14 protein-coding genes are annotated in these 12,440 nt (G+C 67.7%); 1 reads left to right on the forward strand and 13 read right to left on the reverse strand.

Annotation, left to right across the window (positions count from 1 at the left end; translation table 11 throughout):
- Window positions 1–44: 44 nt before the first annotated feature.
- The 9 genes from VT03_RS26570 to flgB all read right to left on the reverse strand — a co-directional run bounded on the left by VT03_RS26570 (window position 45) and on the right by flgB (window position 7,259).
- The gene (locus tag VT03_RS26570) at window positions 45–845 is read right to left on the reverse strand and encodes a hypothetical protein (RefSeq protein WP_075095809.1); all 801 of its coding nucleotides are present in this window, start codon (window positions 843–845) and stop codon (window positions 45–47) included.
- The gene (locus VT03_RS26575) at window positions 842–1,318 is read right to left on the reverse strand and encodes a flagellar export protein FliJ (RefSeq protein WP_075095810.1); all 477 of its coding nucleotides are present in this window, start codon (window positions 1,316–1,318) and stop codon (window positions 842–844) included. The genes VT03_RS26570 and VT03_RS26575 overlap by 4 nt, the downstream gene beginning before the upstream one ends.
- Before the next feature lie 17 nt (window positions 1,319–1,335).
- On the reverse strand, window positions 1,336–2,655 hold the full coding sequence (locus tag VT03_RS26580; RefSeq protein WP_075095811.1) for a FliI/YscN family ATPase: 1,320 nt from the start codon (window positions 2,653–2,655) through the stop codon (window positions 1,336–1,338).
- Window positions 2,573–3,223 (reverse strand): FliH/SctL family protein, encoded by a 651-nt coding sequence (locus VT03_RS26585; protein ID WP_075095812.1) that lies wholly within the window; start codon window positions 3,221–3,223, stop codon window positions 2,573–2,575. Before VT03_RS26585 ends, VT03_RS26580 begins: the two co-directional genes overlap by 83 nt.
- A 93-nt stretch (window positions 3,224–3,316) precedes the next feature.
- The gene (locus VT03_RS26590; protein ID WP_075095813.1) at window positions 3,317–4,297 is read right to left on the reverse strand and encodes a FliG C-terminal domain-containing protein; all 981 of its coding nucleotides are present in this window, start codon (window positions 4,295–4,297) and stop codon (window positions 3,317–3,319) included.
- A gap of 45 nt (window positions 4,298–4,342) precedes the next feature.
- Window positions 4,343–5,941, reverse strand: a complete 1,599-nt coding sequence (fliF, locus tag VT03_RS26595) for a flagellar basal-body MS-ring/collar protein FliF (protein WP_197489090.1) — start codon at window positions 5,939–5,941, stop codon at window positions 4,343–4,345.
- Window positions 5,942–6,002: 61 nt separating this feature from the next.
- Window positions 6,003–6,221, reverse strand: coding sequence for a flagellar hook-basal body complex protein FliE (gene fliE, locus VT03_RS26600; protein WP_082846559.1), 219 nt, complete (start codon window positions 6,219–6,221; stop codon window positions 6,003–6,005).
- 132 nt (window positions 6,222–6,353) lie between these two features.
- Entirely contained in the window at window positions 6,354–6,800 is a 447-nt protein-coding gene (flgC, locus tag VT03_RS26605) for a flagellar basal body rod protein FlgC (protein WP_197489091.1), read from the reverse strand.
- 123 nt (window positions 6,801–6,923) lie between these two features.
- The gene (gene flgB, locus VT03_RS26610) at window positions 6,924–7,259 is read right to left on the reverse strand and encodes a flagellar basal body rod protein FlgB (protein ID WP_075095816.1); all 336 of its coding nucleotides are present in this window, start codon (window positions 7,257–7,259) and stop codon (window positions 6,924–6,926) included.
- Between the two features lie 529 nt (window positions 7,260–7,788).
- Here flgB and VT03_RS26615 point away from each other — a divergent pair.
- Entirely contained in the window at window positions 7,789–9,339 is a 1,551-nt protein-coding gene (locus VT03_RS26615; RefSeq protein WP_075095817.1) for a GGDEF domain-containing protein, read from the forward strand.
- Window positions 9,340–9,682: 343 nt separating this feature from the next.
- Here the strand turns inward: VT03_RS26615 and VT03_RS26620 are convergent, their stop codons facing one another.
- The 4 genes from VT03_RS26620 to VT03_RS26635 are packed head-to-tail and all read right to left on the reverse strand — an operon-like array spanning window position 9,683 to window position 12,439.
- Window positions 9,683–10,456 (reverse strand): hypothetical protein, encoded by a 774-nt coding sequence (locus tag VT03_RS26620; protein ID WP_075095818.1) that lies wholly within the window; start codon window positions 10,454–10,456, stop codon window positions 9,683–9,685.
- The gene (locus tag VT03_RS26625) at window positions 10,453–11,391 is read right to left on the reverse strand and encodes a hypothetical protein (protein WP_156514773.1); all 939 of its coding nucleotides are present in this window, start codon (window positions 11,389–11,391) and stop codon (window positions 10,453–10,455) included. Before VT03_RS26625 ends, VT03_RS26620 begins: the two co-directional genes overlap by 4 nt.
- Before the next feature lie 11 nt (window positions 11,392–11,402).
- The gene (locus VT03_RS26630; protein WP_075095820.1) at window positions 11,403–11,606 is read right to left on the reverse strand and encodes a hypothetical protein; all 204 of its coding nucleotides are present in this window, start codon (window positions 11,604–11,606) and stop codon (window positions 11,403–11,405) included.
- A gap of 56 nt (window positions 11,607–11,662) precedes the next feature.
- Window positions 11,663–12,439 (reverse strand): flagellar biosynthetic protein FliO, encoded by a 777-nt coding sequence (locus VT03_RS26635; RefSeq protein ID WP_075095821.1) that lies wholly within the window; start codon window positions 12,437–12,439, stop codon window positions 11,663–11,665.
- Between the last annotated feature and the right edge of the window lies 1 nt (window position 12,440).

Consider the following 12,440-nt stretch of genomic DNA (forward strand, 5'->3'; position numbering starts at 1 on the left):
AGGGGCTAGGGGATGAGGGACGACGGGAAGGAGCGAAGGGCGCCTTACTTTCCCTTCTTCTTCTCCGGTTCCGGTCGCTTGTAGTTCCGGAAGGCGTCGGTGATCTGAGTCACGAGGGCCCGGTCCTCTTCGGGGAAGGCGGAGAGGACCTTCGCCGCTTCCCGCTCCTCGAAGTTGGCCAGGAGCTGGACGGCCATGTCGAGCTTGCCGTCGTTGCAGAGGTCCTTGAGGAACTCCGCCGCCTTGGCTGGTTCCATGCTCTGGAACCAGGCGGACATCCGCTTGATGTTCTCCTGCTGCAGCGGGCTCGCCTCGTCGCCCGTGGCGGACTTCTTGACGGCATCGGCGTGCTGCTGCCGCTCCGTCTCGAGCCGGAGGCGGTTCTGTTCCATCTCCACCAGCTTGCGGTCGGCGGCGGCGAGCTGCTCCTTGATCTGGAGCCGCAGCCCCTCGATCTCCTTCTGCTCCCCCTGGATGTCGGCGTAGACGAGCTTGATCTGCGACTCCTGCTCGGAAGCGGCGTGCTCACGCTGCTTCATCAGCTCTTCCCGCTTCTTGAGCGCCATCCCGTAGCGGAGGATTTCCTCGACGCTCATCGCCTTCGGGCGGACCGCGACGCCCATGTCCGGGCCGGCCGCGTGCGAATCGTCGTGGGAGGTCTTGCCGTGGCCGGTCTCGCCGTGCGGGGTGGTCACGTCGTCCGGGCCGATCTTCGAGGCGACCGGCACGTCGGACGGATCCTTCTCGACGACCTTCGGCGGGACCTTCCGCAGGTACATGCTCACGGCGGCGGACGAGCCCCCCACGGCGAGCGCAAACAGGAGCAGCATCACCATGTTCTTCATGACGGATCACCTTGCATTGTCTGGGGCCGGGCGTGAGGACGGGCGGCGCGGTGGGCGCTCAGCTCGTCGAGCCGGACCTGCTGCTCCCGGAGAGTCTCCTGCCGGTGGACCCGCCGCTGCTGATCAAGGAGTTTCTGGACGACTTCGACCCCCGCCCGCTTTTCGACGACCTGGGCGGTCTGCTGGTCGACTTTCACGGTCTGTTCTTCGACGGCCCGTTCGCTCTCGTCGAGCTGGCCATGGAGCCGGAACAGGAACATCTGATCCGCCTGGATCCGGTCCGCCGTGATCGCTCCCAGAGGCAGGGAGGCGATCTGGTGCGATGCGTCATCAACCGCCGTGCGGGCGTCGTCCCGCCGCTGCTGTGCCTGCCGGAGCTCCGCCACGAGCGCACCGAGCTCCATTTCCGCCAGCCGGGCTTCCTGCTGCCGGATGCGGTGGAGACTCTCGTAGCTCGAGTGGAATCGTTTCATAGGTGGCGGGTGGCTTCTCAGCCGCCCCACGCTCCGGCGATCGTGGTCAGGCTCTTGACGGTCTCGGCGAACGAACACGAGGCGTTGACGGTCTGCCGCAGCAGGGCATTGATCGCCGGCTGAAGCTGGATCGCCCGGTCGATCCGCGGCGACGTCCCGGACTTGTAGACGCCGAGCTGGACGACGTCGGCGACTTCGGCGTAAGCGGCCATGCACTCGCGGACCTTGAGGGCCGCGGCCCGATGCTCCGGAGTTGTGATCTCGGTGAAGAGCCGGCTGATCGAACGCAGGACGTCGATGGCCGGGTAATGCCCCTTCGCCGCCAGCTTGCGGTCGAGAACGATGTGGCCGTCGAGGATCCCGCGGGCCGCGTCGGCGATCGGCTCGTCCATGTCGTCCCCGTCGACGAGCACGGTGATGATCCCGGTGATCGATCCCTGGGCCGAAGTCCCGAGCCGTTCGAGCGTCGAGGCCAGCAGGTGCATGACCGAGGGGGTATAGCCCCGGTTTCCGGGGGGCTCGCCGCGCAACAGGCCGATCTCGCGCTGGGCGAAGGCCAGGCGGGTAATGCTGTCGACCATCAGGAGGACGTCGGTGCCTCGGTGTCGGAAGTCGTCCGCGATGCTGACGGCGGTCGAGACCGCACGCGTGCGGAGAAGCGGTGTCTCGTCGGAGGTCGCCAGGACGACGACGGACCGCCGCATCCCCTCGGGACCGAGGCAGTCCTCGACGAAGGGCCGGACTTCGCGACCGCGCTCGCCGACGAGGGCGATCACGTTGAGGTCGGCACGAGCTGTCTTGGCGATCTCTCCCAACAGGGTGCTCTTGCCGACGCCGCTGCCGGCGAACAGTCCGACGCGCTGGCCGCGGCCGACCGTCAGGAGTCCATCGATCGAGCGAAGTCCCGTTTCGAGCGGGCGGGTGATTCGCGGCCGCTCCAGGGCAGCCGGCGCGACGGAGTGATTCGCCTTCCAGCGCCGCGGCGTGAGCGGCGGACCGCCATCGATGGGACGGCCGAGCGGGTCGATGACCCGGCCCAGCAGCTCCCAACCGACGGGCGTCGAGAGGGGGCGGTTCCGACGGAGGATCTCCAGGCCGGCGCGGACGCCGTCGACATTGTGGAAGGGAAGGACCTGCGCGACCTCGCCGTCGAAGCCGATGACTTCGCAGCCGATCGTCCGGCCGTCGGGAAGCCGCAGGTCGCAGACGTCGCCGACGGCCGCTTCGAGCCGCGCGGTCAGGAGTTCGCGGGCGCTAAGCAGTTTCCCGGCGGTCCGGAAACCGTCGCAGTCCGCGATCCGTTGGCGCAGCCTGTCGCCGCTCAATTTCAGCGTCATCGAGCCCCTCCAGCAGGTGCCGCCGCAGCTCCGCGAGATGAAGCGAGGCGTCGGAGAGGACCGATCCCTGCGGCGCTTCCCCGCGGCAGGAGCCGCGCGGCAGCGAGGGATCGGGAATGAGTGTCAGTTGCCGATCCTTCCAGGTGGCGGGATCGCGGGCGATCTGGGCGTTGAACAGTTGCAGGTCCCGCGGATGGAGCGAGACCCGGAGTGGAGCTTCGAGTCCGAGCCGATCGATCAGCCGCTGCACCAGTCCGGTGACATCGAACTGCTCCGCCTCGACCGCCTTCGCAATCACATGCGAGGCGACCGCCACCGCCAGCTCGACCGCCAGCTGCTGAAGCTCCCCCAGCGACTGCTGCCGTCGCTCCTCGAATTCCCGGACGGTCTCCTCGAGTCCCATCAGCAGCGGCCGCAAATCCTCCGTGGGAGGGGGAGCGACCGGTGGTGGGGGCGGAGGCGGAGGGGGGGGCGGAGCGCTCGTGGCCGCCACGTCCAGGTCCCCGTCCGCAACGCGGACCTGGATCTGCCGCAGCGGCGTCGAGGTCGAAAGGGTGTACCGGAACATCGATCGCGGCGCTCCCGACGGGAACTGGGGTCGTCAACGGCCGGGGACGGAGGGAGAGGAGGAGGGAAAGGGGAGAGAACGCGGGGAGTCGGCTCATGCGTCCTCCTCTCGCGCCAGCTTCGCCATGATCTGGGCGATGGCGGTCCGGGCCTGCGTCACCTTGGACGCGGCGACGTGAGTCTGGAGCTGGAGCTCTTCCTGCAGCGACTGCTGAGCGCGGCGGGAGAGGTTCTTGAGGACCTTCTGCAGGATCGCGTCGTCGACTTTGAACAGCGCCGTCGCGAGCGTCGACGACTCGACCTGCCCCAGGATCTTCTGGATGACACGGTCCTCGGTCGTCGAGAGGTCTTCGAACTTGTAGAGCGATTCCGCCAGCTTCCCGGCGAGTTCGGGATCTTCCGCTTCCAGGGCCTCGAGCATCGGACCCCGCTGCGCCTTGTCGAGCGACCGCAGGATTTCGATCAGCTTCCCGACCCGGTCGGACTGCTCGACCGGCGGACCATCGGCGGCCGCCACGGCCCGCTGGATCGTGGCCCGGGCCAGACGGTCGAAGAGGGTCGGATGGGCGATCGACTCGCGGCCGAGCTCCTTGATGACCGCCTGCTTGAGATCGTCCTTGAAGAACCCCAGGAGCTCCGCGGTCCGGGCTCCCGAAACCTTCGCCAGCAGGATGGCGATCGTCCGGGGCTGTTCCGCCAGGAGCGTCAGGCCGAGCTGCTGCGCCGGCATCCGTTCGAGGTCGGCGAGCGGATCGTCGGAGGGAATGAACTTCTTGCCCGGTGCCGGACTGCCACCCGCTGCTACGGCGCTCTCCTCCGCTACCTGCAGCTGGACCGCCGAGGGAGGAGGGGGCGGGGGAGGGGCGTGGGACTTGAGGAACGCCAGCATCATCTCGAATTCGTCGATGACGCTCGATTCGAGGGACCAGTCGACGGCGTCGTGAGCGCTCGCGCTCGCCAGCCCGCGGCGGAGGCCGTTCGCCTGCTCCGGCGGCAGGAACTCCAGCACCTGCTGCTGGACATCGCTGTCCAGGAGGCGGAGGAGAATCAGCGGGCGGTCATCCTTGGTCAACATGCTCTGCGCGTCCGTGCGTGCCGTTTCGACTCGTGGGGGGGCGGATCAGGCGGCCCGTCTTTCCTGACGGAGCGGAATCGTCTGCCGCCCGCCGTTCGCCGCGGCGCTCTTGCCGGTGCTCGCGGCGGGAGCGGCTCCCAGCCACGCCTTGAGGACCTCGGCGACCGCTTCCGGGTTCTCCCGCGCCCGTTCCGAGAGCGTCGCCAGCCGTTTTGCGGCATTGAGCGAGAGCTCGGTCGTGGTCGGCTGCTTGATCTCGACGGGACGCATCCGCCGCAGGGCGAACATCCCGAGCGCCCCGACGACGAGAGCGACGATCCCCAGCGAGGCCGCCTTCAGCCAGTCCTTGAGCGAGTCCATCGAGGTGACGGGGATCGCGGCCTCCATCGGGACCGCGGCTGCCAGCTTCGCCAGGACGACTTCGATCTGGTCATTCCGGTCGGTGTCGAAACCGACCGCCTGCTTGATGAGCGCTTCCACGGCAGTCTTGTCGAGCCGTCCCGCCGGCGGTTTGGCCTGACCCTTGGCCGCGGGATCGGCGGCAGCCGCGTCCGGATCGGTAACATCGACGACGGCGGCCACGGTGATCCGGCGGATCCGTCCGGGGGCCTCGGCGGTCGTGTTCGTCGTCTCGGGGTTGAGGTAGTTCGTTTCGCTCTCCTCCCGCTTGCTCGACGTCGGACTTTCGGTGCGGCTGTTCGCTCCGCTTCCGACGTTGGAGCTCGTCCCGGCGACGCCGGTGGCCGATCCCCGCGTGGAGCTGTTCTGCTCGGAAACGATCTTCTCCGTCGACTTCACTTTGCCCGACGGGTCGTAGGTCTTCTGCGTCGACGTCGTCTGCGTGAAGTCGACGTCCGCCGTGACCCGCACGACAGCCCGGCCGAGGCCGAGGACTTCGGCCAGCATCGTCTCGGCCTTCGCGGCGAGCCCGGTCTCGAGCCGCCGCCGGAATTCGAGCTGGCCGGCGACGTCCCCTTCGAGCCCTCCCTCGGAGGTGAGAAGACGCCCTTCGGTATCCATGACGCTGACGTCGCCGGGGACCAGCCCCTCGACGCTGTGGGAGATCAGGCTCACGACCGCCGCGGTATCACGGCTGGAGAAGAACGCTCCCGGGCGAAGCTCGATGACGACGCTGGCGGTCGTCCGTTCCGCGTCGCGGATGAAGGGGCTCGCTTCCGGCTTGCTGATGTGGACCGTCGCGGCCTTGACCGCCTTGAGCTGGCCGATCGAGCGGGCGAGCCGCGTCTCCTGCTGCCGGAGGAGCCGGACGTGCGTCAGCGACGGGTCGCTCCAGATGTCGTTCGTTGGGTCGTCCTTGGCGGACTGCCCCGCCGCCCCGAGATGGTCCTTGCTGGCGAGGCGGGCCCGGTTCAGGTCCGCCTTCGTGACGAGAATCGCGGAGCCGGAGAAGTTCAGCTTGTAGGAGATCCGCTCCGCTTCCAGCGTGCTGACGATCTCGGCGGCGTCCGCCGGGGTGAGCCCGCTGGCGAGCTGGACGTATTCGGGCTGCAGCGACCAGTAGCCGACCGCCCCGACGAGGAGCAGACAGCCCAGGACGCCGCCGGCGACCATGACCTGCTGCGCGCGGGACCAGCGGCCCCACAGGCCGGTGAGCTGCGTCATCAGGTTCTGAACAAAATCCACGGTCGACTCCCTGTTCGGATGCGGGGGGCCGGGCATCTGGAATCAGACGCCGGCCGAAGGGCTACACCTGCATCCGCATGATCTCCTGGTAGGAGGCGATCACCTTGTCGCGAACCTCCATCAGCAGCCGGAACGTCAGATCCGATTTGGCGACGTTCAGGACCACTCCCTGCAGGCTGTCGGCCTGTCCGGAGGCGAGTTCCTGGATCGACTGCTGGGCGCCGACCTGCTGGGTGTTGACGTCGTTGAGCAGATTCTTGACGAGGTCCGAAAACGGCATCTCCGGCGTTCCGACGGAGCCGGTGGTCGGCGGCGTCGAAAGGCCGGGAAGGGAATTCGGTCCTACGGGGGAAAGGGCCACGACGGCACGTCAGGAGGCGAGAGGGCGGGGTGGGGCGGGGGGCCGAGGGCGCTATCCGATGTCCCGGAGGACGGAGAGCGTCGTTTCGGCCATCTGTTTGAAGGTTTGAAGGGACTTGAGGTTCGCTTCGTAGCTGCGGCTGGCGACCATCAGGTCGACCATCTCGTGCGGCAGTTTGACGTTGGGCAGGGAGACATAACCGCGGGCGTCGGCGTCCGGATGGGACGGGTCATAGACGGAAGGGAGCTCCGACTGGTCCTGGATCACGCCGACCACGTTGACCCCTTTGAGGCCGGTCAGTCCGTCGGCTCCGGAGCTCTCGGTCTCCGCCATCGCCTCGGAAAAGACGACCTGTTGCCGGCGGTACGGTCCTCCCTGCGGGGTACGGGTCGAGTGCATGTTGGCGATGTTGTTCGCCACCACCTCCATGCGGGTCCGCTCGGCCTTGAGGCCGGAGGCGCTGATATCCGCGGCGGACAGGATGCGACCGATCGACATGTCTCTCTCCTTCCGATGACTTCCAGCGATCGTGAACTCCAGGGCCAGACGATCCGTTCCAGCCGCCGCCCGACCTCAGCCGGCTCGTGACTGAAAACGTCTGACTGACGACGGAAAACTCCGCTAGGACATGGCCCGACGGAGCTGCGCCATCTGGCTGATCAGGAGCTGGGTACAGGTCTGATGGAGCATCTCGTTCTGGCTCAAGTGCCCGAGTTCGGTGTCCATGTCGACGTTGTTCCCGTCCGGCCGGGACGACAGTCCCTGCTCCTCGATGACCTGCGGCAGCGCTCCCGCCTGCTCCGCCTGCCGCTTCATCTCCTCCTCGAAGGAGATGTCGAGGCGTCGGTAACCGGGCGTGTTGACGTTCGCCAGGTTCTGGCTCAGGACGCGATGCCGGTGCTCGGCGGTCGCCATGAGCCGTTGGAGCAGGTCGAGTTGGGGATTGCCGTTGATCATGCTGTTGTTATCGGAATGACCGGCAAAGTTAGCCCAGTCCCCCGCGTTGGCGGCAAGGCGAAATGCAGGAATGCGGCTTCGCCCCGACGGGGACCGGACGATCGTGCCGAAGGTCAGCGGAAGGTTCTGCCGATCGTCGGAGCAAGTGGGAGACGCGGCATAACCATCCAATCCCCGTTCCGGGACATCGCCCCCGCAGAAAATGCGAGGATCCGGGGGATCAGGGGTCAAGCGAAAGACGCGATCCAACGATGGAGAGAGTGCGGGGACGTACGGCTTCACTCGAAATCGCCATGCCGGGGGGAATTACGGGAAACCCGCATGGCGCGGTTCACCGGGAGTTCCTCCTGAGGGGCGGTCCGGGGAAGAAGTCGGGCAGAAACAATGGCGGGGGACCGGTTGCGCGGACAGACCGGTCGTGGCCGCTCGCCTGGAGAGGAAGACGCTCCCGCAGGAGTCGATGAGGTTGGCGCGGCTCCGACCTGACTCCGGCACTTGTGCTCCCACTGCGAAAACAATCAACACCTTGATGAAGACACAATCCAGAACCTTTCGCCTTCCGACCTTTCCGGCCGTCGCCGTCCGGTTGCTGGATGTGTTCTCGGATCCGGATGTTTCGATCCGGGATGTGGCCAAGGTTCTGGAGAGCGATCCGGCCCTGGCCGCCAAGATCCTGAAGGCGGCGAACTCGGCCACCTTCGGCTGCGGGCGGGGAATCGCGGACATCGGGCGGGCTCTCACGCTGCTCGGCAAGCGGACCGTGACCTCTCTGGCGCTCGGTTTCTCGCTCTCCGACGTGGCGACGAAGCGCGGGGATCAGAAGCAGCTGTTCCAGGACTACTGGCTCCAGGCGGTTGTCCGGGCGACGACGTGCGAGCATCTGGGGCGGCGTTACTCGCGGGGCAAGGAGGGCGAACTGTTCGCGGCCGGGCTCCTGTCGTCTCTCGGCTGGCTGGCACTCCTGCACTCCGAACCGGCCAAGTTCGACGAGATCCGGAAGAAGGCCGACGTTGAGGATCTGAACGCGCTGGAACTGGAACAGGAGGCATTCGGGACCGACTACATTCAGCTCACGTCGCAGCTCCTGGGGCAGTGGAATCTCCCCGCGGAGTTGATCTCGGCGGCGCGGGACCAGGCGGCCGAGCTGACCGTCCTGGAGGGGACCGACCCGAGCGAAATCACCATCTTCGACAAGGCGGTGTCGGTTGCCGCCGCCATGGGGAGCTTTCTCTGCCAGGGGAAGCGGGCGATCTCCCTGATCCGCATCCATGAGCTGATGGGAATGTTCTTTGGCGCCAGCCAGGACGATGTCGATCAACTGATCGCCCAGGTCCGGGAGCGTCTCAGTGCGAGTGCGGAGATGTTCCAGGCGGAGGCCGGCCATCTTCCGTCGCCGTCGGAAATCCTTTCGCAGGCCATGGAGCAGCTCTCGGAGCTGGCGGCCTCGGCCCTGAGGGATGGAAACACACCGAACTCCCAGGACGTCCTGGAGGAGAACGGCCGGCTCCGCCGCCGTGTCGAGGAACTGACGCGCCGCAGCACGATCGATCCGCTCACCCACATCTTCAACCGCGGCTACCTGACCGAGCGGCTGGCGGAGCAGGTCGCCGTCGCCCGGTTGCGGCAGCAGAAGGTTGGCCTGATCTTCATCGACGTCGACCACTTCAAGTCGGTGAACGACACGTACGGCCATGCGGCCGGTGACCGGGTTCTCGAGCGGGTCGCCCGGGCGATCGAGAGCGTGATCCGCACGAGCGATGTCCTCGGCCGCTATGGTGGGGAAGAGTTCATTGTCCTGACCGGATCCGGGGACATCACCGGGCTGGGGTGTGTTGGCGAGCGGATCCGGGCCCGGATTGCCGAGGAGGCGATCGAGTATGACGGCCGGCCGATCGTCGTGACGGCGAGTATTGGCGGAGCGCTGATGGGCCCGCCGATCGAAGGGGACGATACGCAGCAGCGGCTGATCGATTCCGCGGATGCCGCGATGTATATGGCCAAGCGGAACGGCCGGAATCAGGTGGTCCTGATGCACGAGAATGAGCAGGGCCAGCAGGAAACGGTCATGGCTCAGGACTGAGGAGCCGCGTCCTTGCCGGCACAGTTCCCATAGCTCAAACCCAACGTGCGACGGCAGCCGGGGTCAAGGGGGTCTCACCCCCTTGCCGCCGGAGGCGCTTCCACGAGGAACCGTGGTACACAACGGACGTCCCCTTTGTGGGACCCGCGTTGAGGATTCCCTCAAAATTCACCGCTGGTGATGCAATTCCCGTGGGTTGGTGAGGGGGCATCCGCCGCGCGGTCCGCGTCTGGACACTCACTCCTTCAGACATCTCTCGACGGCCAGGCCTCCGGCGGGCAAAGGGGCGTTGCCCCTCTGCACTCCCCACCAGGGGGGCCCCCTGGACCCCGGTTATCGCCCTCTACTCGATGGGCTGGAATGTCGCATCCGGTGCGACGGTCGTTGGCTGTTCCGGCAGCGGCGAGACGGCCGGAAGCTGAGGCGGCTCCCCCGAGAGCGCGTTCGAAGCATCGATCGTCATGCCGGCCGTCGCATCAACCGCCGCGGCGGATGAGAACGTGGCGTTCCCCAGAAAACCGGCCACATCGCGGGCCGCCCGCTCGCTGAGTCGCTGCGGACTGATCTCGTCCAGCGGATCATGCGGCAGAGCGACCGGCGGAAGCAGATACCGCAATAGCCCGGGGCGCGGAATCGGAGCAGGGGGCCCATCCGGTCCGTCCCACACTCCGTCATAGTCCAGGAGCGCGGCGTTGTCCGACGTCCGGACCAGGACCACCCTCAACCCGATCCGCATCGGCCGGACCGTCTTGAGCTGAGTCACCTCATACATTGCGACCAGCTCCGACGGGCAGGTTCGCTGGATGTCGGTAACGAGCAGCCGCAGGTCGACCGCGGAGCCGGGAAAAGGACGCCGGCAGGTATCCGGCCACGGACCCGTGTAGTCCAGCACCTGAAAGCCTTCGGTCCGGCGGATCGCCGCCGTGAGCGCCTCGTGGAAGAAGCCGGTGGAGAACGGAGGCGAGTTCTGGTCGTTGAGCGGGACGAGCGCGAGCGTCGACTGCCGCGGCGGCGGCGGATTCCGCGGCGGCGGCTCGACAGTGACGAAGGCGTGATGCAGGCAGCCCGCCAGAAGGCAAAGCGGCAGCAGCCAGGCCGATCCGGCTCGTCGCGTCATGGCTGGCTCCCCGCAGGAGGGGGGAACGAGGCCGGTTCCGGAGCCGGTGTCATGGCTCGCGGCGGCGTGAACGTTTCAGCGGGGGCCGGTGCCGACTGGGGGGCCGCTGCGGGGACCGGCACCGCGGCGGGAGCGGGCGCCATCGGGCGAGCGGCGGCTGGCTCCGGCTTCGGACTCGCCAGCTTCTGGATCATCTGGTCCATCAGGGAGAGGATGTCCTCGATCGCCTGATCCTGCCGCTGCTGCCGCTGCTGGAGGTCTTCGAGGACCTTCTTGAGCTGGAGGTTCTGCTGCTCCATCTGGGTCTGCTGACCCCGAATCGCATCCGTCAGCCCCGTGATCTGCTGCGCCTGATCGCCCAGCCGCTTCTCCAGCGCCGTGGTCGGCTCCGGCCGGGCCGCGCGGAGATGCTGAACGGGGTGGATCTCCGAGGGGAACGGTGAAGGGGCCTGGGAGAGATCCGTGGCAGCCTCCGGAACTGCGATCTCCGGAATGAAGACCGGCGGAGGGGCCGGGGCGTCGAGTCCAGGGAGCGAGGCGGCGTGGTTCGGTCCGTTCGGAGCGGGAGAGGGGACCGTCGGCGGAGCCCAATGGCTCGCCTGCAGCGTGCTGAGCGTGTCGGCCGGCGGGGCCAACGGGGGAACGGCAGACGGAGGGGTCGGCGAATTCTGGGAGACGCCGAAATGCAGGTGTTCCGCCACCACAGTCGAGCCGGCGGGCGACGAAGCGGAGAGTCCGTTGGAGGAAGGGACGGCGGCCGCGGAGCCGGTGGATGCCGCGGGGGAGGTGGCTCGGCTTGAAGGAGCAGCGGCCGGCACGGCGGACGGTGCCGATGAGCTCATCCACCGCGGGAGCGGCGCCGAGGCGCAGCCGCCGGCGAAGGCCGCTATCAGGGCGGCGCCCAGCCCGATCGAGCGTCGCGTTCGTGAGTCCATGCCGTCCGGTTTCATGAGGAGCTGCAGTCGAGGACGATCCGCTCGCCGCAGCGGCAGCGGATCTCGATCTCGCGGATCACGTCTCCGTCCCGCCGCACGGCGACGTCGAATTCGTGAGGATGGGCGCCGCGGCCGATCTGGACGGGGGCGGCTACCCGCACCGCCTCTCGCCGCAGGACTGCCTGCGTCTGCTGTTCCGCTGAAGCGTGAACCATGCTCGTTTCCCCCACTCCGCCGGGCCGGCCGGACCGACCGACCCGCTGCGCTCCGGTCAGGACTGAAGTTGTTTGGGCCGGACTCGCTCCGGACGGTCTTTGCGTTCCGACTTCCTGTCCGCCAGCAGGAGTTCCTGGGCCTGAACCTCGGAGAACGTCAGCGGAGCTTTCGGCCCCAGCGGCACCAGCGAGTGAATCCCCTGCGGATCGACGCCGGCGACGATCAGTTGCCCGTCCACTTCCACCAGGCACATCTCGCTCTTCCGCGACACCGGGAGGCGGCTGACGATCCGCATCCGCGCCGCCGGTTCGCCGGCGGACCGGGCGAGGCGCCTCTTCCGGAAGGCGAGGGCCGCCAGCAGGCCGGCCGCGAGAAACATCACGGCGAAGCCGATGCGGTCCAGGAACTCCGGGATCTCCGGCACGTTGGCCGCGAGGTCGCTCTCGGAGAGAGAGATCGACGCCTGTTCCGTTACCACCTCAATCGCACCGGCCCCGACGGCGTCCATGCCGTTCGAGCCGGAAGCGGGAGGGACAGGAACGGCGACGGGCCCCGCCGGAGCGGTCTCCGATGGCGAGCGACGCGGTTCCAGGGCCGGCCGCGAGCGTTTGGCTTCGACGACGTTCGCCCGCTGACGCGGCTGGACAGTGGAAGAGGTGCGAGATGTCTGCGAGCCGGAAGCCAGCGAGCCGGAGGCCAGCGAGCCGGCGGTCCAGGCGGGGGCGGTCTCCGGGAAGACGGCGTCCGGCGTCGTCGAGCCCTCGGCTGCGTGCGCGGCCGCGGCGCTGATCAGCAGCGCGGCGGTGGCGACGGCAGTCACAAGGGGGGACATC

The organism is Planctomyces sp. SH-PL14 (genome assembly GCF_001610835.1).
GTDB lineage: Bacteria > Planctomycetota > Planctomycetia > Planctomycetales > Planctomycetaceae > Planctomyces_A.